This is a genomic window from Nesterenkonia haasae, from assembly GCF_010119385.1.
GTDB lineage: Bacteria > Actinomycetota > Actinomycetes > Actinomycetales > Micrococcaceae > Nesterenkonia > Nesterenkonia haasae.
The window spans coordinates 45,634-71,804 of record NZ_VFIE01000024.1; the positions used below are offsets into that span (position 1 = coordinate 45,634).

At 59.2% G+C, this 26,171-nt stretch carries 24 protein-coding genes; 12 read left to right on the top strand and 12 right to left on the bottom strand.

Going from position 1 to position 26,171, the window contains the following annotated elements:
* Positions 1-102: 102 nt before the first annotated feature.
* Entirely contained in the window at positions 103-1,578 is a 1,476-nt protein-coding gene (locus tag FH975_RS12145) for an APC family permease (RefSeq protein WP_162321569.1), read from the bottom strand.
* A gap of 204 nt (positions 1,579-1,782) precedes the next feature.
* Here FH975_RS12145 and FH975_RS12150 point away from each other — a divergent pair, with 204 nt between their 5' ends.
* The 4 genes from FH975_RS12150 (at position 1,783) to gabT (ending at position 6,421) form a co-directional block, all read left to right on the top strand.
* Positions 1,783-2,511: a GntR family transcriptional regulator gene (locus FH975_RS12150; protein ID WP_162321570.1), complete on the top strand. Its 729-nt coding sequence runs from the start codon at positions 1,783-1,785 to the stop codon at positions 2,509-2,511.
* 116 nt (positions 2,512-2,627) lie between these two features.
* Positions 2,628-3,779, top strand: a complete 1,152-nt coding sequence (locus FH975_RS12155) for a CaiB/BaiF CoA transferase family protein (RefSeq protein ID WP_162321571.1) — start codon at positions 2,628-2,630, stop codon at positions 3,777-3,779.
* Positions 3,780-3,811: 32 nt separating this feature from the next.
* On the top strand, positions 3,812-4,969 hold the full coding sequence (locus tag FH975_RS12160; protein ID WP_162321572.1) for an acyl-CoA dehydrogenase family protein: 1,158 nt from the start codon (positions 3,812-3,814) through the stop codon (positions 4,967-4,969).
* Between the two features lie 141 nt (positions 4,970-5,110).
* The gene (gene gabT / locus FH975_RS12165) at positions 5,111-6,421 is read left to right on the top strand and encodes a 4-aminobutyrate--2-oxoglutarate transaminase (RefSeq protein ID WP_162321573.1); all 1,311 of its coding nucleotides are present in this window, start codon (positions 5,111-5,113) and stop codon (positions 6,419-6,421) included.
* 52 nt (positions 6,422-6,473) lie between these two features.
* Here gabT and FH975_RS12170 read toward each other — a convergent pair whose 3' ends face one another.
* Entirely contained in the window at positions 6,474-7,499 is a 1,026-nt protein-coding gene (locus FH975_RS12170; RefSeq protein ID WP_162321574.1) for an ATP-grasp domain-containing protein, read from the bottom strand.
* A gap of 326 nt (positions 7,500-7,825) precedes the next feature.
* Here FH975_RS12170 and FH975_RS12175 point away from each other — a divergent pair, with 326 nt between their 5' ends.
* Together FH975_RS12175 and FH975_RS12180 are read left to right on the top strand one after the other, a co-directional pair.
* Positions 7,826-8,074, top strand: coding sequence for a hypothetical protein (locus tag FH975_RS12175; RefSeq protein WP_162321575.1), 249 nt, complete (start codon positions 7,826-7,828; stop codon positions 8,072-8,074).
* A gap of 27 nt (positions 8,075-8,101) precedes the next feature.
* Positions 8,102-8,986 carry an FHA domain-containing protein gene (locus tag FH975_RS12180; RefSeq protein ID WP_162321576.1) on the top strand — a complete coding sequence of 295 codons (885 nt, stop codon included), beginning with the start codon at positions 8,102-8,104 and terminating at the stop codon, positions 8,984-8,986.
* Between the two features lie 102 nt (positions 8,987-9,088).
* Here the strand turns inward: FH975_RS12180 and FH975_RS12185 are convergent, their stop codons facing one another.
* Positions 9,089-9,652, bottom strand: coding sequence for a CGNR zinc finger domain-containing protein (locus FH975_RS12185; protein WP_268896735.1), 564 nt, complete (start codon positions 9,650-9,652; stop codon positions 9,089-9,091).
* Between the two features lie 159 nt (positions 9,653-9,811).
* Here FH975_RS12185 and FH975_RS12190 point away from each other — a divergent pair, with 159 nt between their 5' ends.
* Both FH975_RS12190 and FH975_RS12195 read left to right on the top strand, forming a co-directional pair.
* Positions 9,812-11,005, top strand: coding sequence for an MFS transporter (locus FH975_RS12190; protein ID WP_162321578.1), 1,194 nt, complete (start codon positions 9,812-9,814; stop codon positions 11,003-11,005).
* 31 nt (positions 11,006-11,036) lie between these two features.
* Positions 11,037-12,134 (top strand): endonuclease NucS domain-containing protein, encoded by a 1,098-nt coding sequence (locus FH975_RS12195; protein WP_162321579.1) that lies wholly within the window; start codon positions 11,037-11,039, stop codon positions 12,132-12,134.
* Between the two features lie 28 nt (positions 12,135-12,162).
* Here the strand turns inward: FH975_RS12195 and FH975_RS12200 are convergent, their stop codons facing one another.
* Entirely contained in the window at positions 12,163-13,020 is an 858-nt protein-coding gene (locus tag FH975_RS12200) for an SDR family oxidoreductase (protein WP_162321580.1), read from the bottom strand.
* Between the two features lie 166 nt (positions 13,021-13,186).
* Here FH975_RS12200 and FH975_RS12205 point away from each other — a divergent pair, with 166 nt between their 5' ends.
* The 4 genes from FH975_RS12205 to FH975_RS12220 all read left to right on the top strand — a co-directional run bounded on the left by FH975_RS12205 (position 13,187) and on the right by FH975_RS12220 (position 16,397).
* Positions 13,187-13,480, top strand: a complete 294-nt coding sequence (locus FH975_RS12205; RefSeq protein WP_328821877.1) for a winged helix-turn-helix transcriptional regulator — start codon at positions 13,187-13,189, stop codon at positions 13,478-13,480.
* Positions 13,481-13,604: 124 nt separating this feature from the next.
* The gene (locus FH975_RS12210) at positions 13,605-14,357 is read left to right on the top strand and encodes a GntR family transcriptional regulator (protein ID WP_235928706.1); all 753 of its coding nucleotides are present in this window, start codon (positions 13,605-13,607) and stop codon (positions 14,355-14,357) included.
* A gap of 27 nt (positions 14,358-14,384) precedes the next feature.
* The gene (gene iolB, locus FH975_RS12215) at positions 14,385-15,329 is read left to right on the top strand and encodes a 5-deoxy-glucuronate isomerase (protein ID WP_162321582.1); all 945 of its coding nucleotides are present in this window, start codon (positions 14,385-14,387) and stop codon (positions 15,327-15,329) included.
* Positions 15,330-15,392: 63 nt separating this feature from the next.
* Entirely contained in the window at positions 15,393-16,397 is a 1,005-nt protein-coding gene (locus tag FH975_RS12220; RefSeq protein ID WP_162321583.1) for a Gfo/Idh/MocA family oxidoreductase, read from the top strand.
* A 118-nt stretch (positions 16,398-16,515) separates the two neighbouring features.
* Here the strand turns inward: FH975_RS12220 and FH975_RS12225 are convergent, their stop codons facing one another.
* The 8 genes from FH975_RS12225 to FH975_RS12260 all read right to left on the bottom strand — a co-directional run bounded on the left by FH975_RS12225 (position 16,516) and on the right by FH975_RS12260 (position 26,165).
* Entirely contained in the window at positions 16,516-17,490 is a 975-nt protein-coding gene (locus FH975_RS12225; RefSeq protein ID WP_162321584.1) for a sugar ABC transporter substrate-binding protein, read from the bottom strand.
* A gap of 3 nt (positions 17,491-17,493) precedes the next feature.
* Entirely contained in the window at positions 17,494-18,306 is an 813-nt protein-coding gene (locus FH975_RS12230; RefSeq protein WP_162321585.1) for an ATP-binding cassette domain-containing protein, read from the bottom strand.
* Positions 18,303-19,331: an ABC transporter permease gene (locus FH975_RS12235; RefSeq protein ID WP_162321586.1), complete on the bottom strand. Its 1,029-nt coding sequence runs from the start codon at positions 19,329-19,331 to the stop codon at positions 18,303-18,305. Before FH975_RS12235 ends, FH975_RS12230 begins: the two co-directional genes overlap by 4 nt.
* 236 nt (positions 19,332-19,567) lie before the next feature.
* On the bottom strand, positions 19,568-20,644 hold the full coding sequence (locus FH975_RS12240; RefSeq protein ID WP_162321587.1) for a Gfo/Idh/MocA family protein: 1,077 nt from the start codon (positions 20,642-20,644) through the stop codon (positions 19,568-19,570).
* A 52-nt stretch (positions 20,645-20,696) separates the two neighbouring features.
* Positions 20,697-21,713: a Gfo/Idh/MocA family protein gene (locus FH975_RS12245; RefSeq protein WP_162321588.1), complete on the bottom strand. Its 1,017-nt coding sequence runs from the start codon at positions 21,711-21,713 to the stop codon at positions 20,697-20,699.
* A 41-nt stretch (positions 21,714-21,754) separates the two neighbouring features.
* Positions 21,755-23,257: a CoA-acylating methylmalonate-semialdehyde dehydrogenase gene (locus FH975_RS12250; protein WP_162321589.1), complete on the bottom strand. Its 1,503-nt coding sequence runs from the start codon at positions 23,255-23,257 to the stop codon at positions 21,755-21,757.
* Positions 23,254-25,233 carry a 3D-(3,5/4)-trihydroxycyclohexane-1,2-dione acylhydrolase (decyclizing) gene (iolD, locus tag FH975_RS12255; RefSeq protein WP_162321590.1) on the bottom strand — a complete coding sequence of 660 codons (1,980 nt, stop codon included), beginning with the start codon at positions 25,231-25,233 and terminating at the stop codon, positions 23,254-23,256. The genes FH975_RS12250 and iolD overlap by 4 nt, the downstream gene beginning before the upstream one ends.
* Positions 25,230-26,165: a Cgl0159 family (beta/alpha)8-fold protein gene (locus FH975_RS12260; protein WP_162321591.1), complete on the bottom strand. Its 936-nt coding sequence runs from the start codon at positions 26,163-26,165 to the stop codon at positions 25,230-25,232. Before FH975_RS12260 ends, iolD begins: the two co-directional genes overlap by 4 nt.
* Positions 26,166-26,171 lie beyond the last annotated feature (6 nt).

Genomic DNA, 26,171 nt, shown 5'->3' on the forward strand with positions numbered 1-26,171 from the left:
CGTATCCAGCGCGCCTGCAAGTGCGCCTCATTCCGGGGCAGGAGCCGTGAGCTTCGGGCCAGGTCGAGGGTGATGGGTCGGACCAGATGCCAGAGATGCAGGTTAGTCCTTGACGGGCTTCGGTGCGCGTTTCTGGGAGGCAAGCTTTGTCAGCAAATCATGCTCGGCTTGGGGGCCGGGCTTGATTCCCCCTGGGATACGCAGCACGAAGATCAGGCCCAGCAGCCACCAGGCTCCAAACATGATGTAGGGCTGGAAAGTCAGGCCGGCAGGCATACCGGGTAGGTACAGCAGGAACATGGCGGCAGTGGTCACCAGAGCTAGAACCCCGACGACGGTGCCGCCGATATTTCCGGCCTGCCCGCCGACCCGCATGGGCCGGGGCATATCCGGTTCGCGCCGGCGCAGAACCAGGAAGACCACCGAGACCAAGATGTAGGTGATGACGATTGATGGAGAGCCGGAATCCACCAGCCAGACCATCATGACTTCCCCAAAGAACGGTGCGACCACGGAAATCCCGCCGATGAAAAGCAGGGCATTGATGGGCGTCCTGTGCTTGGGGTGAAGTTTCGCGAACCAGCGTGGCAGCATCCCGGAGTTGGCCATCGCCCAGATAAGACGTGAGGCCCCGATGATGAAGGCATTCCATGAGGTCAACAGCCCCGCCAGGCCTCCAGCAACCACCACGTTGCTCCAGAACTCATTGCCGGCCAATGCGCCCATGGCATCAGCGGTCGCCAAATCGAAGTCACCCATTTCTGATGCCGGCAGGGCCACAGAAGTAGTGAGCACAATCGCAATGTAGAACGCTGCAGCGATACAGACGGAGAAGACCACGAGTATGCCGATCTTTCGTGGAGACACTTTGACCTCTTCGGCTGACTGCGGGATGACGTCGAAGCCGACGAAGAGGAAGGGCACCACGACCAGCACCGCGATGATTCCTGCAGTGCCGCCCGTAAACAGCGGCTCCGCGTGCTGGGGCTCACCATTGATGAACGCCATCACAATGAGCGCCACGGCCATAGTCACGACGAAGATGACAACTGATGTCTGGAAGAAGCTGGCCTGCTTGATTCCCTTGATGTTCAGGGCTGTGAGCAGGATTCCGGTGACGACGCCGATGAGCGCCCACACTAAGTTCACTTCGAACCCAGCGACAGTCCACAGTGGAATCGAATTCACTTGAGGAATGATGTAGGCAATCGTCCTGGGGATCGCGACCGCTTCAAACGCGACCACTGCAATGTATCCCCCGACGATTCCCCATGAGCCGATGAAAGCCAGGCGAGGATCAAGCCCCCGCAGCAGGTAGTTGTGCTCACCACCGGCAAGGGGCATCGCTGAAACCAACTCGGCATAGACCAACCCGACCAAAGCCATGATGGCAGCACCAATTACGAATGCCACCACAGTGCCCATGGTGCCCGCACCGATGAGCCACCCACTGGTCAGTGTGACCCAGCCGAAGCCGATCATGGCGCCGAATCCGATGAAGAGTATTTCCAGCCAGCCGAGTGAGCGCTTGAAGCGGCCCTCCTGAGGCGGAGTATGCCCTGACGATATGTGAGACATGCTTGGTCCCTTCTGGGTGCAACGTGGAGATGACTCTTCGGCGAATACAACGGGTAGGCAAGAGCACCTCAGCAGCTTCACGCTCAAGGTTCCACGAATCGTAGACGGCCGATTCGCCTCTTGTGACGCATAATACACACAATGATTGGGCTGTAACGCCACCGCCTCACCTGGAGCAACTCAGGCTCCCCGTAGACTTCCCACATGAGTAGCATGCAACCAGTCACAACGGGAGCGTCCCTAACGACCCAGGTTACTGACATGCTGCGCGCTGCAATTACCTCCGGGGAAATGCGCCCCGGTGAACACTATTCCGCGATCAGCCTTTCGCAGAGACTGGGAGTCTCTCGCACTCCGGTCCGCGAGGCCCTCCAGCTGCTGGAAAAAGAAGGCATAGTCCGGATCGAGAAAAACCGAGGGGTCCGCGTCATCCAAATGTCCTTGGATGAAATCGTCCAGATCTTTCAAATCCGCATCATCTTGGAACCACCGGCGGCCGCTCGAGGCGCAGAGGCCGCCACCGACGAAGACCTTCACCATATTCAGGAACTCCACGGAAACATCCTTGAAGCCGCCGCAGCTGGGGACGGCCCGCGAACGCTTCAGGCAGATAAGGAGTTCCACCTCTTTCTCCTAGGCCTGGCTGGTAATGCCCGCCTGACGGATCTGGACAGGGAACTTCGCAACCTTGTGCTAACACGAGGACTTGTGACGATCCCCTCTACCAGGAGCGGACAGGACTTGGCCGATGACCGGCGTGAGATTATGGAGGCGCTGGTGCGCCGCGACTCTCGAGCAGTGGCTCTTGCCGTGCGAGAACACGTCACCAGGACGGCTAAGCTGCTGATCACCGGCGTCAGCGCTAACACACCCGGGCTTTCAGCAGATGACTATCTGATCAAGATTGATCAGCTCAGCAAGCACTGCCAGTAACTTCTGAGCCCCTCCACCCCTTCGCATCCGGCACCACAACTAAGGCGGCATTTACAATCGCAAGCCAGCCCGTTACAGTTGCATGCAACATGCGACACATCTGAGGAGGTCATACGATGCCGCATCTTGATAGTGCGCGACCGCTGGAGGGCCTCCGGGTCGCTGACTTCTCGCGGGTTCTTGCTGGTCCTCTGTGCACGATGCAATTGGCGGACTTCGGCGCTGAGGTCATCAAAATTGAAAGTCCAAGCGGTGACGACACCCGCTCCTGGGTGCCGCCGGTCGATGCGGACGGGACGGGCACGTACTTCTCCAGCGTCAACCGGAACAAGAAGTCAGTCGTCGCAAACCTGAAGACGCCGGAAGGCCTGTCCTACGCTCGCGATCTGATCGCTGAGTGTGATGTTGTGGTTGAGAATTTTCGGCCAGGCATCATGGCGAAGTTCGGGCTCGACTATGAGACTTTGGCTCAGGCTCGCCCCGATATCGTGTACTGCTCGATCTCCGGCTTCGGTAGCGGCTCCGGCGCGGACATGCCCGGCTATGACCTCTTGGTGCAGGCGCTTGGTGGCCTGATGAGCATCACCGGTGACGCTGACTCAGAGCCGAGCAAGGTCGGTGTGGCTTTGGTGGATGTCCTGACGGGACAGAACGCCTTAGCCGGTATTCTTCTCGCGCTCCGTGCTCGCGATGCGACAGGCGTCGGCCAAGAGGTGCAGGTCAACCTCCTATCCTCCGTAGTCGCCGCGCTGGTCAACCAAGGCACCGCGACCCTGGCTACCGGCCAATCGCCCCGCCGTCTGGGCAATGCGCACCCGAGCATCTCACCCTATGAAACCTTCCGCACCGCCGAGGGGACTCTGGCGCTAGCTGTGGGTACTGACCGGCAGTTTGCGGATCTCCTCCGAGTCCTTGAGCGTGAGGACCTCCTGGACGAGCCTCGTTTCGCCAGTAACGAGCTCCGCGTCGCCTCGCGCAGTGATTTGCGCACCATGATCGAAGCCACGCTAGTGAACGACACTGCTCAGCGGTGGCAGGAGAAACTCCTTGCTAAGGGTGTACCTGCCGGAAAAGTAAACAGCGTCAGCGAGGCTCTCGAGCTGGCTGACGCTCTAGGGCTGACGCCTCACACCACCATCACAGACCCAGCTACGGGTCGCCAGTCCCAACAGTTGGCCAACCCCATCCGACTGTCGAATGCGGCACCTCAGTATCGCGACGTCCCACCTGCCCTGGGGGAACATCAAGGCGCCACCTTCGTTCACTGACTCCCCCCCCCGCACGTCGAAAGGCTTTCAAAATGCTTGACAGTGACTTGATTGGTTTTGACTCTCTCCTCAGCGCAGAAGAGCGGCAACTCCAAACACAGGTTCGATCATTCGTGGACACCGCAATAAAACCCAACATCGCCAGTTGGTACGAGGACGCTGTCTTCCCCCTGGAAATCGTTCCCGAGATGGCGAAACTGGGTTTGCTGGGCATGCATCTGGAAGGGTACGGCTGTGCTGGCCGCAGCGCCGTAGATTACGGGTTGGCCGCAGCAGAGCTTGAGGCCGGCGACTCTGGGCTGCGCACCTTTGTCTCTGTTCAGGGCTCCCTCGCTATGAGCGCGATCTACAAACACGGGTCGGAAGCGCAGAAACAGACATGGCTCCCGCAGATGGCCGCCGGCGAGGTGATCGGCTGCTTCGGCCTCACCGAACCGAGCGCAGGTTCGGACCCGTCCGCCATGACGACCTTCGCCCGGCGTGACGGTGAGGACTGGGTCCTTAACGGCTCCAAGCGATGGATCGGACTCGCCTCAGTAGCGCAGATCGCCATCATTTGGGCACAGACTGAAGACGGGGTCCGAGGCTTCATTGTCCCCACCGACAGCGAAGGGTTCACAGCCAAGCCGATCGAACCCAAACTGTCCATGCGCGCCTCCATCCAATGCGATATCGAACTCACCGAGGTTCGCCTACCAGCGGACGCGAGACTTCCGGAAGCCAAAGGGCTACGCGGTCCCTTCGAATGCCTGAACGAGGCTCGCTACGGAATTATCTGGGGCGCGATGGGCGCAGCGCGGGACGCTTGGCAGGTAGCACTGGATTACTCGAAGCAGCGCCTCCAATTCGATAAGCCACTTTCTGGCTACCAATTCACGCAGGGAAAGCTCGTGAACATGGCACTGGAGATCAACAAGGGCCTTTTGCTCGCTCTGCATCTGGGACGCCTCAAAGATGCCGGTCACCTCCAACCACACCAAATATCGGTGGGTAAGCTCAACAATTGCCGAGAAGCAATTGAGATAGCCCGGGACTGCCGCTCCATCCTCGGCGGCAATGGCATCACCATGGAACACTCTCCTCTGCGTCACGCCAATAACCTTGAGTCAGTGCGGACCTACGAAGGCACCGACGAGGTTCACACTCTGATCATTGGCAACAAGATCACCGGCACCCCCGCCTTCAGATAACAAGCCAATGAGCGACGCTCACCCGTTCGTATGCCCATCAGGCATGCCACTTGTGAAATATAGGCATTCGACAGCATGGACGCTGTGCCCCAGGATCAGAATCAACACACGACCCAAATCTGCACCAAGGAGTGCCCCTGCATGGAACAGTCCCGCTACCTCGTGACCGAACTTCCCGGCCCGAAGGCTCGTCAACTCATGGACCGTCAGCAGGCCGTCGTGGCCCGTGGCGTCTCTGCGCTCATGCCAACCTTCGCGGTTCGGGCTAAAGACGGCATCGTCGAAGATGTAGACGGCAACCGACTCATCGACCTCGCTGCAGGCATCGCTGTCACCAGCGTCGGCGCCAGCGCCCCGAAAGTTGTCGAGGCCGTCCAGCATCAGGTTGCTGAGTTCACCCATACCTGTTTTATGGTGACTCCCTACGAAGGTTATGTGGCCGTGGCCGAGAAACTCGCGGAGATTGCACCAATTTCAGGCCCTGTGCGTTCCGCACTCTTTAACTCTGGTGCCGAAGCGGTGGAGAACGCCGTGAAAATCGCACGCTCCCATACCGGCAAACAAGCAGTTGCTGCATTTGATCATGCGTATCACGGCCGCACATCCCTCACGATGTCACTGACGGCAAAGTCGATGCCCTATAAGCACTCTTTCGGCCCGTTCTCACCAGAGGTTTACCGGGTAGCCGGTTCCTATCCATACCGCGATCAGCTCGGTGGCCACGAAGCAGCAGAGCGCGCAATTGAGCAGCTGCAGACGCAGATTGGCGCCGAGAACTTGGCTGCCGTCATCATGGAGCCGATCCAGGGGGAAGGAGGATTCATTGTTCCTGCTCCAGGATTCCTCAAGGAGATCGTTCAGTGGTGCCGAGAAAACGGCGTCGTCTTTATCGCCGATGAAGTCCAGACAGGTTTCGCCCGCACCGGCCGCTGGTTTGCCTCAGAATACGAGGAGATCGAGCCGGATATCATCACCACCGCTAAAGGCATCGCCGGCGGAATGCCACTCTCAGCAGTGACCGGACGGGCAGATATCATGAACGCTGCCCACCCTGGTGGACTCGGCGGCACATACGGGGGAAATCCGGTCGCCTGCGCAGCAGCTTTGGGCTCTATGGAAACCATAGTAGAGCGGAAACTGGACCACGCGGCCCTAAGAATCGAAGAACTCGTCCGCACTCGCCTAGAAGAAACTCAGAAGAACGATCCTCGAATCGGCGACATTCGCGGCCGAGGTGCCATGCTGGCTTTCGAATTGGTTGACCCTGAGACAAAAACACCTGACGCTGCACTGACCTCCGCTGTGGCAGCCTCAGCACGTCAGGCTGGCGTCATCACGCTCACCTGCGGAACATATGGCAATGTCATTCGCCTACTTCCACCGCTCACGATCAGTGATGACCTGCTCCTGGAGGGCCTGAGCGTCATCACCGACGCGCTGGCCGAGGCGTAAATTCATTGACGCAGCGCTATTGGTGCATTCGGCAGGCCGCCCGCGTGAGAGCCTAGTTGCTCTGTTCTGGTGAGGCAGACTTGCAGTCCGGGAACATCGCTTCCACCAATGTGGTCGCGACGTCCCTGCTCGGGCCAGCCCAGGGATAGTGATGACCGGTGATCAACGGGCTGCTGTTGACTTCCAAAACGTGCGGGGCGCTTCCGCTGCCATCCCTGGGCAACAGCATGTCAAGACCCGCTACACGCAGCCCGGGGATGGCGCGAGCAACATTCTCGGCCATCGCTATCTCCGCGGAACTCAACTCATCCGTGGCGTCATGAGCTTCACCTCCGCTACTCACGTTTGAGTTCGCGCGCAACCAGACCTGCTTGCCCTTAGCGGGAACAGACTTCAGGTTCATACCCTGGGAGGCAATTTTTCTCTGAACGGCATCGTCAATAATTATTGGAGACTGCTCATAAATTTTATTCGTCGATCGTTTTCTCTTTCTATTCTTTTTAGTTATTAGTTTATTAATCGCGGTCCGGCCATTTCCGATAATGTGAGCTGGGACACGACGCTGAGCTGCTGCGACTTTGCCATAGATGAGAAGAACTCGGTGCTCCTCTCCTGCAACAAAACGCTCCACGAGCACCTCCCCCGCAGACTCAGCAACTGCGCTGAAGGCGCGGTCAAATTCTGCAAAGTCGGCGACTCCGACGTAAACCAGATCCCCTTTTCCCCCATTGGGTGGCTTGACGACCGCTGGCAGCTCACGCGCAGCCCAATCCCACGCGCAACTGACTTGATCTTCCCGGAACACGGCATTCTCTGGCGCATTGACGCCATGATTCCTAAGCAGCCGAGCCGTGACATCTTTATAGCGCGTGCAGCGCTGAGCCAGAACTTTATTGATGTTCGACTGAGCGCCATCAAACCAGATGCGCCGCTTACCGCGGTACAAAGTCAGTCTGTGACGGTCATCGGCGGAGACAGCAACTCCGCGGAGCATGGCGCGATTGGCGATCAGCACAGCCGTGGAACCGGCATTGACCTCAAGTTCTTTCAGATACTTGCGCGTTTCAGACAGTTCCACTGAGCAACCTTTCGATATCAGCTAATAGTCCCATCTAAATCTCCTGCCTGGCAATCACCGTGAATCTAGAAATTATATGTTATTTCAATAGTGGCATTACCTTTCGTTGCATCAGGCGAGCGGCGGGCATACTCCTCTCAGCGCCTGCGCTGAAGACGCACGTCATGACGAGGAACCGGAACACCGCTGACAAGCTGCGGGAGCCTGCAGAGCTCAGCGTGGGTCATCTTCGGTTTACCTAACCGGGGATCCCTCAAACGCGAATTTCTCTGTACACTGAAAATGCTAAGTCACGCAGTTTCGCGATAGTGAACGGAGATTGAGTCATGACGGAAAGCAACTCACCGCAGACTTCCAGCCAGCATGAATCCGAATCGCACCAAATCGGCGACTGGGCCGATCTTGGGCAAGAGATGTGGTCCTACCTCACAGGTCGAGGCGCGGCAGTGAACTACACACTTCAGGACATGACCGTTGAGGTGCCGCGCGACATTGGCCCCGACGCACCCCGTGCAGTGTGGAAGTTCGATGGAACCCTCAGGGTGACGACTAGCGACGATCAAGTCTCTAGTTGAGAGACCGCTGATAGGAAATCCACACTCATGCGGCTGGACATTGATCTCAACTTTTCGTTCACTCCGATCGGCGAGAGGAACGAAAGCGGCCGCACAATCAGCGGTTCCATCAAGGCGGCGGGCACCCATGTTGAGGTGCGCACTGATGATTCCTCTCTGGTTTCTCAGATAACGCCCATCGACCGGCGTAGCGCAGTTCAGCTCGCTGAGGGTTTGGCAGCCCGGGGTCTGTCTGTATCGATAGTCGGGCCTGAAGGTCCTATTGTCAGCCTAGGGGCCGTCAAGGCGCCCGCTCTCCAGCGCTGGCTGACACGTTCACCGCATATACGCCTCGGTTCGCTGAAGACAGCTTTCACTGCGAGCCGTGGCAAGCCGGAGCAGACCGGGCTTGCAGGCCTTTCAACAGTCCCCTTGACGCCGTGGCCACCTGTTCCGACATTCAATCGGAGAATTCGCCGCCGGGTGACCACGACTCATTCCACTCCTGGGTCTGGGCGACCCCGTCTCATCATCACCCGGGCTGACGCCTCTGGGGGTTCCTGGCAGCGGACAGAGTTCAATCTTCTGCCTCAGCAGACCATCATCGGCAGCGATGCGGGCGCAGATCTCACACTGGCTGGCCTAGACTCCACTCACGCCGTCATCACTCACACAAACATGGACGAATACGTCCTTCGGCGAATCGGACACGGTGGGGGCAGCAGAAACGCGGCTCCCGGTGAGCAAGTGATCTTAAGATCCGGCTCGCGCATTGAGATAGGCGGCTGGCGGTTAGTCTTCTTCCGCGAGGAATATGCCGACCACGGACGTCCTTTCGGCGGTCGGCAGGGCGGAGAACTTGCCTACCAGAAACCTCAGTATGACCCCTATGTGGGCAAGGTGACCAAAGAGGGCGACGACGGCCACGTGTAGTGGCCTGCTTCTCGGCACTGGCAGTTTGCCGTGAGTTCCTGTTTTCTGAATTCAGCTGGGACCCGAAAACCACGCGAGGCTCTCAGGAGGGTCACGGGCCCTTTAGCGAGTGTTGCGGCGCTGCCGGTAGAGACGCATCTTCGTCCGTGAACCGCATATAGCCATATCGCACCATGTGGCGGACCGATTCTTGGATCTGTCAAAGAACGACCATCTGCAGTCTTCGTTGGCGCAGACCTTCAGTCGACGCCATATCTTCCTGTAGTGGGCATCAACTGCGGCTTCCATAAGCCGGCCTTCCAAACTCGTGTCTCCATCCTGCCGCGCAGTGACTTTGGGCTCCGCCAGCTGAGTGAAACTGGCTTGGAGCAGATCGGGCCCCATAATGCGGTTTATCTCTTCGGAGGCCGAAGCTTTCTCCGCCGGTGAGCCCGACATGTGTGAGAGCAGCAGTTTTCGCAAGGCTTCACGCAGAGACCTGTAGCGTTCAAGATCCTGCTCATCCGGCATCCGTTTCAGCGATATGCCGGCGGTCTCTGTACACCACGTGGTGAAGCTCAATGGTGTGTCCAATAGGTCAAAATTCCTCATGAGGCTGCGTGTGTTCAAGAACTGCTGAACCAGCTGGAGGGGTTGCGGAGCTGGCTTCAACTCGTCGGCATGCATTAGCTAGGCCTCCCGGACACGGATCGCTGGTCTCGAAGTTACCATCATTATCGTTTTACTAATCTCAGTTACCGTCATAGGATTTATACCGGTAACAGGGAGATTCAGCGTCAATAGTGCAGCGGCTAAGGAAGCGCATTGCTCAGGTAGGGACTTCTTATGAACACGCGAGAGCTGCAGCTAGGGCTTGCCGGGATGTCGATGATCGCCGTCGCCTTCGGCTTTGCCCGTTATGGTTACGGTCTATTCGTTCCCGTCTTCCGGGAAGAGTTTGACCTCTCCACCGAGGTACTTGGTCTCATATCCGGGGCGACATATGCGTCGTACCTCGCAGGACTGCTCTTAGCAGGTTATCTGTCAACAAAACTCCGTCCGCGGGTCCCTATCCTTCTCGGCGGCCTGTGCGCAGCCGCAGGTATGCTGCTGATCGCCGTGGCGCCCAACGGCGCAGTAATGGCAGTCGGGGCAATACTTGCCAGCACGAGCCCAGGCTGGGCATGGGCCCCGTTCTCAGATGCTGTAGACCAGCTCGCATCGTTCGATGCCAGAGGCCGGGTGCTCTCCATTATCAGTACCGGAACAGCCGCCGGGCTGATTCTCGCAGGGCCTATTGCCCTGATTGCTGGCCCTCTCTGGAGAGCAGCCTGGGTCGCCTTCGCCATCTTCGCGCTAGCCAGCGCGGCGTGGAACGCGCGTCTGTTACCTGGAAAGAAGAAGTGGCAGCCGGCTCCTGCAGAAAGCACCTCGGGCAGGCAAGGCGCCGTTGCCGCTGCCCCGAAATGGCGGTGGACCCTCGCCAAAGAGGCACACCCGCTGTATTATGTGGCCTTCGTCTTCGGCGTTGGGAGCGCCTTCTACTGGACCTACGCCGCAGATCTGGCGTTGGATGAAGGCCTTCCTGAACATGTGGGCCCTGTCCTGTGGACACTCGTCGGGATATCTGGGATCACGGGGGTCGTGACAGGCGACTTGGTCAGGCGTTTAGGTCTCGGCTACGTACTGATTGGGGCGTTGACGCTCCTGGCTGTTGCCAGCGCACTTCTCGGCTTTGGTCCTGGGAGTTGGGTGACCGTCTGCGCCTCAGCCTCGCTCTACGGACCGAGCTTCATGATGATGTCGGCACTGCTGGCCATATGGAGTTCCCACGTCTTCCCTGAGCGGCCCACAGCTGGCTTCAGTGCCGCACTTTTCCTTCTGGCCCTTGGCTCAATCGTCGGTCCAGCCGCGCTGGGGCTCCTAGCTGGAGCAGTTGGATTGGCTCCGACGTTTCTCGCTACTGGCGCCGTGACGCTCTGCGGACTGTGGGGCGCATCGCCTGAGTTGCGCCGACGCAGGTCGTCCCTACTGAAGTAGGCTCACAGTAGCCAGCAGAAACGGAGGACATATGCCAGTGGAGATGGGCGTGTGGCGCCTTGACGGGAACACTCCGCGGCGACTTCCGCGCGGAGTCCTCCCTTCTGAAGCCGAACTGGAAGATTTTCTGGAACGGGACCCCTCGCTGCTGGGCGAAAAGCTTCTAGTGATCGGGCGCCAGCTGCGCACTCCTCACGGCAAGCTCATTGACCTGCTGTCTATCGATGAAGACGGCAACTTGAACGTTCTCGAACTCAAACGGGACAAGACGCCTCGCGATGTAGTTGCCCAGGTCCTCGACTACGGCTCATGGGTTGCGCATCTGGACCGTGACACGATCACCGACATTGCCCAGGCTCATCTCAACACACAGCTGGAGGAAGCTTTCGATGAGGTTTTCGATGCCCCACTTCCGGATGAGCTCAACAACGAAACCCGTATGACGATTGTGGCGACTGAACTCGATGAAAGCTCCGAACGCATTGTGACGTTTCTGAGGCAGTTCGGTCTACCGATCAACGCTGTGTTCTTCTCATACTTCATAGACGAGGGCCGGAGCTACCTCGGCCGCTCATGGTTGGCCTCCTCCCAGCAGACCGGCGCAGCTCCAGCGGCACGAAATCGGAGCAAGCGCGCGGAGTGGAATGGGAGGGACTGGTTCGTCACCTTCGGCGAAAGCTCCACCAGGTCCTGGGATGATGCGCGCAAATACGGTTTCGTCTCCGCCGGAGGCGGTGAGTGGTATTCCAGGACGCTCAAGAATCTCCCCACCGGGGCGCGCATCTTCGTCCAAATTCCCAAATGTGGCTATGTGGCCGTGGGCGAGACGCTTGCAGAAGCGCAACCATTCGATGAGGCGCTAGTCCACTACCAAGGAAAGTGGACGCCGCTGAAGGATCTGGACCTTTCAGCTGACTATCAACACCCAGGCAACGACGCGCACTTGCCGGAGGATTCGGAGTTCATTGTGCCGGTCCGCTGGATCACGAGCCGCCCTAAATCCCGTGCCTACTGGGAGAAAGGCATGTTCGCCAACCAGAACAGTGCGGGCAAGCTCCGCCAGCAATACACACTGGACAGGCTCGCCGCGCACTTCGCTCTGGAAACCGCGTCAGCGGCGACCTCCTGACTGAGCATCCACTATCAATGCTCGCCCCTTAGGTGGCCAGAAGCTGCGTGACGTACTGGTTCAACGGCGTCGTAGGGCGCCCAATGATGCGGCTCAGTGTGCCGTCACTCTCGGCGAGCAAACCTTCAGCGATATTGGCATCCAATGCCGCGACGAACTCCGCAGTAGCCTCCTCCAGCCCGAACCCCTTGAGCGCTTCAACATGCTCAGCAGTCGTGACTTGGTTGACGGTTACCCCCCGACCTGCGACATCGGAGACAGTCGCCGCAAGCTCGTCGAAGTCCCAAGGCTCATCACCGGCAAGTTCGAGGACTTGCCCGGCGTAGTTCGCCGAAATCAACACTGCGGCGGCAGCCTCCGCGTAGTCCGTACGGGTGGCACTTGCGACTTTTCCACTACCAGTGCTGGTAAGGATGCTCCCATGGGCAGCCGCCTGGCGGATGGCGTCGTCGTAATTTTCCGTATACCAGCTATTGCGCAGCACGGTATGGCTCAGGCCGGAAGCAGCCAGCATCTCTTCAGTCGCCTTATGCTCCGGCGCGAGGATAAGGGCTGATGTCGAAGCCTGCGGCGCGCTGGTGTAGACCACTGAGGCACTCACGGCACGAGCAGCGTCGATCACAGCTTTGTGCTGCGGTACCCGCTGGCCCACCTCGCTGCCAGAGATGAGGAGCACTTGCTCCGCTCCACTGAAGGCAGCTTCAAGGGTGTCAGGATCGCTGTAGTCGATCTGCGCGGTGCGCACTCCGGTGGCGGCCAGCTCTTGCAGGGCCTGAGGGTTTCGACCCCCGGCGGTGATGGTGGACGGCTCGACGCCGCGGGCCAACAGTTGCTCCACGACCTTTCTGCCAAGTTGCCCCGTTGCTCCAGTAATGACAATGCTCATGTTTCTCCTCCTGTGTAGACACCCGGAAAAGGTGCGACTCTGGGGTAACCGACTGAGACAGACTAAACTTCCCAATAGTTAGTACGCACTTTAAGGTAAGCTCGCTGGTATGCCTCCGGCCTCGGTTCTCAGTTCGCAGTGTCCTAGCCGAACTCTCTTGGAGCATGTGACCAGCAAGTGGGGAGTCTTGATCATTCACGCGCTGAGCCAGAGCCCAGCGCGCTGGAGTGGACTCCGCCGGGCGATTGAGGGGGTCAGCGAAAAGATGCTGGCCCAAACGCTGAAGACCCTGGAGGCGGACGGGTTCATCGAGCGCCATGACCACGGCACGATCCCCCCGCACGTGGAATACTCGCTGACGAATGCGGGTCAGGACCTTGCGGGACACTTGCTTCCCCTGCTGAGGTGGATCGAAGCCCATACTGACGCCCAGCTGATAGACGCCGCTCCCGCAACATAGAGACGCTAGAGCCGCCATCAGCCGTGAGCGTGACCACTGAAAGCTCACCGAGAAGCGGCGCGCAGGCGTAAACATCTCACCTCTCGCCTTCCTTTCAATCAAATGTCATGACAAACTGTCATATATGTCGAAGGAGAGCGCCATGGTCGAACTGGAGATCGCTATTGATCGGTCGTCCCCCATCCCTCTGTATCACCAGGTTGCCTCAGCCTTTGATAAGGCCATTCGTGACGGTGTGCTCCCACCCGAAACCAAACTGGAGAACGAGATATCGCTAGCCAAGCGGTACAACCTGTCGCGGCCGACCATGCGTCAGGCCATGGATCAACTGGTCCGAGATGGGCTCGTGGTTCGCCGCCGCGGTGTGGGAACTCAAGTGATCGGCCCCCCCGTACGACGCAACCTTCGTCTCTCCAGCCTCTATAACGACCTTCAGGACGAAGGCGCAGATCCCGAGACTCAAGTACTGACCCTCGAGACCATCACCGCCGAAGAGTCGATATCTGAACAACTGGGGCTGCCCAAGGGCGCGGAGGTTTATCATCTCAAGCGCCTGCGTCTGGTCGACAACCGGCCTCTGGCGCTTATGGAGAATTGGCTTCCGCTGACGGTCGCAACGCTCACCCGTGAAGGTCTGGAATCTGACGGTCTGTACAACATTCTGCGCCGGGCTGGGGTGGATTTTCGGATGGCCCAGCAGAAGGTCGGAGCCGATATTGCAAATCACGAGCAGGCCTCACGCCTCAAGGTCGACGTCGGTTCAGCCTTGGTGGTTATGGAACGAACTGGGCTCGACAGCAGTGGCACCCCGGTGGAGTTTGGTCACCATGTATATCGGGCTGATCGGTACTCGTTCGACATCATGCTCATGAACTAATTCACGAATGCGCGAAAGGCAGGTCCCATGTCGTCTGACGCACCAGCCATCAGGAAAGACCCCACCGAACATCCGTGGGTGCATCCCTCAGGCACAGCCGCCTCACAAGAGTGGAGAGTGAACCTCGGCACGGTCGAATCTCGAGTGCAGGTCCCCGGATGGGCACACACCGGCCTGAGAGTCACAGAGATTTCCCCAGGCGAGGTCATCGGCCTCGACGCCGAAGAAGAAGAGCGCATCGTCATTCCACTGGCAGGGTCCTTTGAGGTCGACGTCGCTGGAGAGAGATACGCACTGACCGGTCGTGAATCAGTTTTTCACGGGCCCAGCGACGTGCTCTACACAGGCATTCGCACGCCGGTAAGTCTCTCTTCTCGCCATGGGGGGCGAGTGGCTGTGGCATCTGCACCGGCCTCGGCCAGCTACCCCGTCCGCCATGTCACGAAGGATGAAGTTCCGGTCGAGTTGCGCGGAGCAGGCGTCGCGTCCCGACAGGTCCACAACTTCGGCACTCCGGCGGTCCTGGAAGCTGACCGATTTATTGTCTGTGAAGTTCTGACTCCGGCAGGAAACTGGTCCTCCTATCCGCCCCATAAGCACGACGAGGAGAAGGATGGCGAGACGTCTCTAGAGGAGATCTACTACTTCGAAATGCAGGCCGCCGCAAACGCTCCTGTCCCGCCGCCTGAAGAAGGCGGCCCGGATCTCATCGGGTACCAACGCGTCTACGCCTCCGATGAGCGCCCCATCGACGTTACTGCGGAGGTGCGCACCGGTGATGTGGTGCTGGTTCCCTATGGCTGGCATGGCCCCGCCATGACCCCACCTGGTCACGACATGTACTACCTCAACGTCATGGCCGGCCCCGGCCCCGTCCGCCAGTGGCTCATCAGCGACGACCCGCATCACGGATGGGTCCGTCAAACCTGGAATGAGGCGGATATTGACCGTCGCCTCCCATTCACCGAATGACACGCTAACCGTCATCGGCCCCCACTAAAGCAGCGGTTCCGCCACGTGCTCAAAGGAGTTCGGATGACTTCCATTGTCGTAGGCCTCATTGGGGTAGGCCGGATCGGAGCCATGCACGCTGCGAATCTGCTCGCCACCTCTGGCGACGACGTCGAGCTCGTTGTGGCAGATGTCGACGCAGCCCGAGCCGAGCGAGTTGCTGCCGCTCTGGGTTGTGAAGCGGCGTCCTCTGTTGATGCCTTATTCGCAAGAAGGCCCCATGGGATAGTGATCGCTGTCGGCACCTCGCACCATGCTCCTTTGATCCTCCGCGCCATCGACGCAGGTATCCCCGTGTTCTGCGAGAAGCCGGTCGCCGAGTCCACAGCGGCCTCGCAACCGGTGCTCGAGGCAGTAGAGCGCACCGGTGCTGTAGTTCAGATCGGACATCAGCGGCGGTTGGACGCCGGCCACCTCGAGGCGAAGCGCGCCTATGGCGCAGGAGAACTCGGCTGGCTGCATACCATCCGCGCGGTGACTGCCGACAGTTTTCCTCCGCCGGTAGAGTTCATCGCCGCCTCCGGAGGGCTCTTCCGTGATTGTTCAGTTCACGACTTTGACTCCCTCCAATGGCTGACGGGACAGAGAATCGTCGAAGTCATGGCACGGGGTTCAAACAACGGAGATCCTGCCATTGCCGCAGTCGGAGACGTGGACTCTGCCACCGCTCTGGCTGTCTTCGAAGATGGGACCATCGCGGCAGTCTCCGCAACGCGCTACAACGGCGCCGGCCATGACGTCCGCCTGGAACTGCAAGGGTCCTTAGCTTCTCTCCACGTGGGACTGGACGCAAGCTACAGCGCCCGCTCCGCCGAGCCCCATTTCGAATATCCAGCAGCGACACCGCATCGGACGTTTCATGATCGTTTTGCTGCCGCTTATCGCGAGGAAATGCGAGCGTTTGTGCGGTTAGTCCGCGAGCAGGGGCCCAACCCATGCACTGTGGCTGAGGCAATCGACGCGTCCCGCGTCGCCGATGCTGCGCAGCTTTCGCTGACTACTGGAGTCGCCCAACAAGTGCAGCGCTGAGACAAAACCGTATCGATTTAGGCCTGCTCCTCGTCGAGGTCAGGGATGTAAATCCTTCAGAGACACCAGTGGGGCTCCGGCTCGCTGAACCGTAGAGCCCCACTGTGTCAGAAGCGCATTATTCGGCTGACTGGTCCTGCAGTTGCTCGAGGTACTCCTCAGCATTCTCACTAGTTACCAGCGTGGTATCGATGGCGATCTCTTCCTCAATTGTCTCGCCTTCGATAACGTTGACTGCTTCCTCGATACTGCGGTGACCCATTTCGTAAGCCCCCTGCGCCATGGTCGCATCCAGCTCATTGGCAATGATCGAATCCAGTGCATCCTCAGTACCATCGACACCGACGATCAGGAAGTCCTCCAGATCAAGACCAGCTCCCCGAACGGCCTCAACGGCACCGAGTGCCATGTCATCATTGGCCGCGACGATGATGGACAAGTCTGAGTTCGACTGCAGCGCATCGGAGGTTGCCGCACGAGCTTGGGCTCGATCCGAATCTGCCGAGAGGTCGGCCACAACGTCCAGATCACTGCCTTCCCAGACTTCTAAGGCACCGTCAATGCGGTTGTCTGTGGCTGGGTTACCGGGGACTCCGCGAATGACAAGCAATTCCCCCTCATCACGCTCTTCAAGGACGAACTCCCCGAGCGCGCGGCCAAGGTCGAGGTTGTCGGTTCCAATAAAGGATTCGGCTCCGTCCCAGCCAGGAATGCTGGTGTCCACCAGAATGACGGGGACGCCTTCGTCCACGGCACTTTGAAGAACCGGCTCCAACTGTTCAGCCTGAGTCGGAGATACCACCAGAGCGTCGGGGCCCCTCGTAAGGTCCGCATTGATGCGGTCAATCTGCTCTTGTACCTCTGTTTCCTGCGTCGCTCCACCGATCGTTACGTTGGCGCCGACCTCATCTGCGCCGTCTTCGACACCACCCATAACTTGCAGCCAGTATGGGGATGTGGTGGTTTTCAGAACAACGGCAATGTCATGTTCTTCGTCACCTCCACCATTGGTATCTTCATCGTTCCCACACCCGGTGAGCACCAGGGCTCCGATACCGAAAACTCCGGCGAATCCCATGAGTTTCTTGGACATGGCTCAGTCCTCTCTCTTCTTTTGGGCCCCCACGATCATGGCGACCATTTGCTCCATAGTGTCTGCGTTGGGCACAACCTCTCCGACGACGCCTCCTTGCCTTAGGACCATGGCCTTGTCGCAGACTTCAACCACATGATCCATATTGTGCGAAATAAGAATAATTGAAATTCCAAATTTTTCCGGAAGTCTTTTAATAGCCTCAAGCACGTTTCTCGTTTCACGGAGCCCCAAAGCTGCAGTCGGCTCATCGAGAATCAGAACTCTGCTGGCGAAGGCAACAGCTCGTGCTACTGCCACTGCCTGGCGCTGTCCGCCCGACATGAGCCCTACGGAGGCGCTGAAACTGGGAAGGTGGACCTGAAGGGAATCTAGCCGCCGTCTCGCATCCTCTTCCATGGCCTTCTTGTCCAACCAGCCCAGGGCTCTGAATTTCCGTGGCCGGGTGAGCTCATTTCCCAGGTATAGGTTGTTTACGATGCCCAGATTGTCGAATAGCGCGAGATCCTGGTAGACAGCCTCGATGCCGAAGGCTCTTGCGTCGTTGGGACTGCGTATATGAGCACGCTGACCGTCTACGAAGATCTCGCCATCATCGATGGTGTGAACTCCAGTAATGGCCTTGATGAGTGTTGACTTGCCCGCCCCGTTATCGCCCAGCAGCCCGAGGACTTCCCCCTGCTCAAGCCGAAGATTCACGCCATTCAATGCCTTGACGGGTCCGAACATCTTGCTGGCGTTCTTGACCTCGAGCACGGGCGGCTTAGCTGGTTCGCTGGTGGAGCCTGCCTGCCTGGTCTGCTCTGCTGTTGTCATGCTTGCGCCTCCTTGCGCTCGACCTTTTCCTCAACCTGCACAGACCTCAGTCGCGTCTCAAGGCGGCTTCTGACGACGTCGAGCTCAACAGCGAGAATAACGACCACTCCGAGAGCCACGTATTGCCAGGAGGGATTCACATTGAGGAGGTTCAGACCGTTCTGAATCACACCCAGAATCAACGCTCCCACCAGCGCGCCGAAGACTGTGCCGCGCCCGCCGAAGAAACTTGCCCCGCCAATGATGACTGCCGCGATGGCTGAGAGTTCCAGCAAGTTACCTGCCGTCGGATAGGCCGAGTTCGTCTGTCCCGACACGACGATGGCGGCCGTCCCGGCGAAGAACCCACTCATGACGTACACCGAGATCAGCACACGGTCAACCGGGATTCCCACACGTCTGGCGCCTTCCTTATTTGCTCCCACTGCGTAAATCCATTGACCCCAGGTAATCCGAGTAAGGAGCAGGTGCACAAGAAGTGCGAAGAAGAGGACCATGATAACGGCCACTGGTACGCCGAAGAGGCGGTAGGTGCCGATGAGTCGAACCGCGTCTGGCATGCCCGTAATCGGTTGCCCCTCCGAAATCAGCAGAGCGGCGCCGCGGGCGATCATCATCATCGCAAGGGTCGCCAGGAACGGGTGTGGGAGCTTCCCTTTGACGAACAGTGTTCCGCTCACAGCACCTGCGAGGGCTCCGCCCAACATCATGCTCGGAATGACTAGCCAGCCCTCAACCAACCCCAGGTCCCGGACCCACAGTGCACCCACGACGCTTGAAAACGCAATCAGCGACCCAACTGAGAGGTCGATCCCAGCAGTGATGATGACCATCAGCTGGCCGAGAGCGAGCAACGCGACCACCGACGTTTCTAGGCCAATGTTCCCCAAGTTTCTTCCCGAGAGAAAGACGGGACTCAGAATGCTCAGGACCACAACGAGGATCAACAGCATCAGCGCTGGCCCCATCCGAACAGCAGTCAGCGCCCATCTCAATTGATGACTGTCACCAGCCGTTGCACTCATATCAACCATCCTGTCTGTGGTGCTGAAAGATCTCTGCTCCTCCAACATACGTTTTCGCGTATCCGCTGAGCGCGGTAGCAAAGGTGAGGCAGATCACTGTTCTCATGATGCAGATCACATTAGATCTTGTTAGTGCTAATGTCAAGACATATAGGCATCTAGTGTCACCTCTACTGCAGACGCGATGTGCGCTGCCAACAGCCTTGAGCGGAGGACTGATCGCCGTCCCGAGAAGCCTAAAGGACGTCTATGGTCCGTCCAGCCTTCACGGACTCTTCAGCGGCCATCGCGACTTTAAGAGCCGCTAGACACTCTGTAGGTGGCGATGTACCCCTGTCGGTTCCCCTCACGAGTTGCACAAACTCGTCGATCTCGTTGACGTAAGCCTGTCTAAACCTAGACATCGAGTCGGTGAAGGCAGCACGGGATTCTGGTTCGTCAGCAGGAACCTGTGCTCTGGAACCATTCATCACGTTTTCTGTGCTCCCGGTGCCCGAGGTTCCGTGCACTTCAAGTCGAGTCTCTTGACGACAACCCATGTGACGTCCGCACAAGACGGTTGCAGTAACACCCGAGGAAAATGTCAGGATTGCCGACGCGGTGTCGACGTCTCCGTACCGTCGATACATGGGATTGCCCAGCACTGCACTGTAGGCGGCAACGGAGACAATATGATCGTCGAGCACCCAGGCCAATGCGTTGAAATCATGGACCGCCAAGTCTCGCCACAGGCCTCCTGAAGATGGCACATAGGACTCCTCAGCGTCCCTATAGTCCAAGCTGACAGCTATTGCTCCTCGAGCGGTCCCCAGCTCCCCGGAAGCCAATTGTTCGCGGAGCCGTCGGTGATCATCATCGAATCTACGGTGGTAGCCCATCATGCACGAGACACCGGACTCTCTCAGAAGCCGGATCAGCTCCTGCTGCTCACCGACAGTGGCTGCCAACGGCTTCTCGATAAGCAATGGCACTCCCGCCCCTACCGCGTGCGCCACAAGTTGCCGATGCGAATCGGTGGACGCGGCGATAATGAGCCCGTCAACCCCGTGGTACCCGCCTGCCTCTTGCCGACGGGGATTGATCACCCGTGGAATGAGCTTCTGAGCTGCCGCAGCACTACCTGCGGCGAAACCCGGCGAACCTTCCATCAGGTTGACGACCGCCTTGACTGACGCCGCTAACCGCTCTCGATCTCGTCCGAAGAGGATTACTGACTCCACGTCGCTGCGCATGGCAAGGTGAGCGGCGTGCATGCGACCGATCCGGCCGACACCGAGCACGCCCAAGGTTAAGTGTTGTGCTGGAGCGGACATGATCATTACTCGCGATCTATCAGCATGGGGAGCTTATCTCCGGGGTCACGGCTCACGAGTAGAACTCAGGTCGAGCTACCAGGTTCACGTCCACTATGCCCTGGCCCTGCTGGCTTGCCACGCCTGCGGCGCAGCAGGCTGCGGTAGCGTAGCCGTCCCAGGCTGAGGGGCCAGCAATACGGCCCTGATGCACTGCATCGACCCAGTCCTGCACCTCAATGTCGTAGGCGTGGCGGAATCGGGATACGAACCCCGAGTCCACTGCCGTTGCTCTTCGCCCATCCGTGGTGACTTCCACTTCTGAGCTGTCGCCAATTTTGACAATGCCACGTTCGAAGGTTGCTTGAGTGTGCACCTGGTAACCGAACTGGGCAGAGCAGAAGATCTCGACATCTGCCAAGAGGCCAGAAGACGTCTGGATGGTGACATGCTGAGGATCCTGTATCCCTGCAGCTGCAAGTGATGTCAGGCGCCCGATGCGAACCTGTACAGATTCAATTTCGGAGCCTGTGAAGAAACGGACCGCATCAAACTCATGGACTACCGAATCGTTGATGATCATCTCGTTCGTGAAACCAGGTGGCGTTGATGGGTTGCGGTGCTGGAGGTGAAGCATCAAGAGCTCGCCATATTCTCCGGAGTCGATGATGGCTTTCAGCTGCCGGTACCCGGTATCAAATCGCCGCATAAATCCCACCTGGATGAGTTGGCGATCCGCAGCCATCTCAGCTTCTAGGATCCGCAACGATGACTCCGGATCAGGAGTCAATGGCTTCTCACACAACACCGGCACGCCAGCGTCAATAAGGGTTATCAACGCGTCCTCATGGAGGAAACCAGGCGTGGCCAGCACGACGGCGTCCGCCGCGTCGGCTGCCAACATCTCCTCCAGACTAGCGAAACTCCTAGCGCCGGGGGCTTGGGCCGCGACGTCGGCTGCGCGTTCGGAATCAACATCGACTACCGCGCTCACTCGTGCACGCAGGATGTGGCCAGCCAGGCGCAGAACATGATCGGCGCCCATCCGGCCGGCGCCCACCACACCTACTCTTAAGTCTTCAACGGACATGATGCTCCTTAGTCACTAGTCGATGGCGAATGATCCGCCGATCAGCCGTTCGCCGGGAAGTTCATTGAGGCGCCAGACTCGTCATTCTGAGCCGGCCACCGTTGGGTCACGACCTTGCCTCGGGTATAGAAGCGCACCCCGTCGGGTCCGTACATGTGATGATCGCCGAACAGTGAGTCTTTCCATCCCCCGAAGGAATGCTGCGCTGCGGGAACCGGAACCGGCACGTTGACACCAATCATGCCCACCGTGACATTGCGTTGGAACGTGCGTGCGGCGTTGCCTGAGCCGGTGAAGATCGCAGTGCCGTTGCCGTAGGGGTTGGCGTTGACGACCTTGATGGCGTCTTCGAGACTGTCCACCCGCACCACTGCGAGAACTGGACCGAAGATTTCCTCTTCATATGCGGACATCGTGTCCTTGACCATATCCAGCACGGTGGGGCCTACGAAGAAACCATCCTCGTGCCCCTCGACCACTAAGTCTCGTCCGTCGACTACTACAGCGGCTCCGTCCTGCTCTGCCTCGGTGACAATCCGGCGCACCCGATCCTGGGAAGCGGGTGTGATGACAGGACCCATTTCGACGCCGTCATCAGTCCCGTTTCCGACGGTGATTGAGCGGGCGCGGTCCCCTACTTTGGCAACGAGCTGCTCGGCGGCATCGCCCACGGCGACCGCAACGGAGATCGCCATGCAGCGCTCTCCTGCGGAACCGAATGCGGCGGCCGAAAGGTGATCGGCAGCAAGGTCGAGGTCAGCGTCAGGCAGTACAACGGCATGGTTCTTGGCACCACCGAGCGCTTGGACACGTTTTCCATGCTGCGTCCCGGTCTCGTAGACATGTTTGGCGATCGGCGTGGACCCGACGAACGAGATGGCGTCTACCAGCTCGTGCGTGAGCAGACCATTGACGATTTCTTTGTCGCCGTGGAGAACCTGGAATACCCCGTCAGGAAGCCCTGCGTCCTTCCACAACTTGGCCAACATCAGTGATGCGGAGGGATCTCGCTCGGATGGCTTGAGCACAAAGGCATTGCCGGTGGCGATCGCCAATGGTGCCATCCACAGCGGCACCATGACGGGGAAGTTGAACGGTGTTATCCCCGCCACGACCCCCAGTGGTTGGCGGAATGAGAAGACATCGATGCCCTGGGAAATCTGGTCGGTATACTCACCTTTGAGGGTCTGCGGCAGAGCGCATGCGAACTCGACAACTTCCAACCCGCGGCCCACCTCGCCGGCGGCATCGGAGAGTACTTTGCCGTGCTCAGCGGTGATGATGGCCGCCAGTTCATCCGTATGTGCATGGACAAGTTCGCGGAACTTGAAGAGGACTGCCATGCGCTTTGAGAGCGAAACCTGCTCCCAATCGTCCGCTGCCTTGCGGGCGGTTTCGAGGGTTCTCTGCAGATCGTTCTGGTCCCCCAGGTGCAATCTGCCGCTTACCTCTCCTGTGGCTGGGTTGAAGACGTCCTGACGACGATCTCCATGGCCGGCGTCTGCCCGTCCACCAATCCAGTGTGTGATGTCTGTGCTCGTCATGGGGTTTTTCCTTCCTCCCCCAGCAGGAGGCGCTGCCGGGATTTGTGGTCTGTGTAGGTCTTGTAGGCGGCTTGAGTTGATTCCAGTTCGGAGACTTCGGCGACCGGCACATCCCACCAGGACTCGGAGTCCGGGGCGTCCAGGTAGAGGTCTGAGTTGATGTGGATCAACACAGGGCCGGAGTCCTCCGGCAACGCCTTGGCCTCTGCTACTGCCGCTGAGAGCCTGTCAATGGCACCCGCTCCCGGCTCTACCCTGAGTACTTCAACTCCCAGCGACTCAGCATTCGCAGCGATATCGACAGGCAGTGGCGCGCCTTCTTCGAAGGTGTGGGTCTGCTCTTCCAGGTACCGGTACTTTGTTCCGAATCGTTGTGAGCCCAAAGACTCGGAGAGCGACCCGATTGAGGCGAAGCCGTGGTTCTGCAGCAACACGACGATAAGTTTGATCCGCTCAGCAACTGCGGTGACCAGTTCTGTGTGCATCATCAAATAGGAGCCATCACCGACCATGACGACGACGTCGCGCCCCTCATCGGGAGCCATCCCTGCGGATGAGGCCTCAGCGATAGTGGCGCGTTTGAGTCCTAAACCGCCCGCTATCTCATACCCCATGCAGGAGAACGCGTACTCCACGTGATAGCCATGCGAGTCTTTGACTCTCCACAGCTTGTGCAGGTCCCCGGGCAGTGAACCAGCAGCGCAGACGACCACATCCTGGTCATCCATCGCCTCATTGACTGCGCCGATGATCTCCGTCTGGGCCGGCAGCGGCTCATTGCGCACGCTGAAGGACTCATCGACTGCCGCATTCCAGCGGGCACGCTCTGTACGCACAAGCTCCATGGCGTCATCGGGTACTCGGTAGCCGAGCGTGGATAGGCCAAGCTGCAGTTGGGAGATGGTTTTGCCGGCATCGGCGATGATCTGCACCGATGGGCCTAACTTGTAGGCATCCATAGCTGTGATGTTGACGTTGACGAACCGTACGTCAGGGTTCTGGAACGCCGTCATGGAGGCGGTGGTGAAGTCCTCGTACCGGGTTCCAAGCCCGATGATGACGTCGGCGTCCCTGGCATAGGCATTGGATGCGGTTGAGCCTGTGGACCCCACGGCTCCGAGGCACAGTCCATGGTCCCAGTTCAGGGTACCGACCCCGGCCTGGGTATAGGCCACGGGTATTCCTGTGGTGTCGGCCAGGGAGCGGAGTTTCTCTGTCGCGAAGGCGTAGTGCACTCCTCCCCCGGCGATGATGAGCGGTTGTTTGGCACCGCGGATGACGTCAATCGCGGAGGAGATGTCGACGTCTTCTGGGTCGGGCCGGCGGATGCGCCATTCGCGCCGGGCCAGGAATGACTCCGGGACCTCGACTCGTTCGGCTTGCACATCTTGAGGCAGGGCTATTGTCACCGCGCCTGTTTCTGCTGGATCCATCAGCACACGCATCCCGTTGAGCAGCGCGGAGAACAACTGCTCCGGTCGCTGCACCCGGTCGAAGTATCGACTGATGGGCCGGAAGATATCCGCGCAGGTGATGTCGTAGGCGTGCGGCTGTTCCAGCTGCTGCAGCACTGGGTCAGGAGCTCGGGTGGCGAACTCGTCAGAGGCAAACAATAGAGCAGGCAGCCGGTTGGTGGTGGCGAGTGCGGCCCCGGTGGCCATGTTTGTAGACCCGGGCCCTATGGACGCCGTGACACCGAAAGTCTGCCTGCGGCGGGTGTGCCGGGCGTATCCAACCGCCTGGTGCACCAGACCCTGCTCGTTCCGGCCCTGGTGATAGGGCATCAGCCCGGGAGCTTTGACCTGGGACTGTTTGAGCGCTTGGCCGACTCCGGCAAGGTTGCCGTGTCCGAAGATGCCGTGCATCCCTGGGATGGTGCGCACCTCCGTGCGCTCACCATCGATGATGTCAACAGTCCACTGGTTGGCCAGGAATTCAATTGCCGCCTGAGCGACGCTGAGGGTTCTTCGGCTCATCGGGTCTCCTGTGTGTTGTGACGAAGTAGTGATGCGGCAGTATCGACTGCAGCGGCGACGTCGCCGTCGTCCGGGTAGAGCAGGGTCCGGCCTACCGTCAGGCCCTGCACACCTGGCAGTGCCAAGGCGCTGCGCCATGACTCCAGGACTTCGTCGGTCTTGCCATTGGGCTCACCACCCAGCAGTACTGTGGGCAGCGTAGTGGAGGCCATCACCCGCTCCATGTCACGCACAACAGGCAGTTTCATCCAGGTGCGAGCCGAACGTGCCCCCAGCCCCTGGGAGATGGCAACGGACTGCACCACTGCCTCCGTGGTGAGAATGTTGCTGACCCGATCGCCGCGGGTCGTGGAGATGAAGGGCTCAATCATTGCGATCAGTCCTTCCTCATGCAGTGAATTCACCGCCTGAGCTGTTGCCTCAAGGATGGAGGTGGTGTGCTCGGAGTCGAACGCGATTCGAGTGAGCATCTTTCCGCCGTCTGCGCCGATTTCGGATAGGGCGGCCGCCGTGTGGCCGGTAAAACGGTCGTCTATTTCGTTGACCAAACCGGGTAGCCCGCCCCGGTTCATGGATCCGAATACCAGCTTCCCCTCCAGCGCTCCCAACACCAGCAGATCATCGAGAACATCGGGTGAGGCGAGCACTCCGTCGACTTTGGGATTGGCCAACGCGATTCTGAGACGGTCCAGAAGGGATCGCCTATCAGCCATCGCCTGCGTATCCCCTTTTACCGCGAGCGCCCCGCGCGCCGGGTGATCAGCCGCGATGATGAAATTCTGCTGGCCGTATACGGGGCCCGGATGTGGCTTCCGGCTGCGTGCGGCGCGGAGCACCGCGTCGGGATCCTCAAGACGCATACGCGTCAGAGCCTCGTAACGTTCCGGGCGGTCATCTCCAGGTTCACTGAAGGTCATCTCGTCGAATGGCATTGCTTC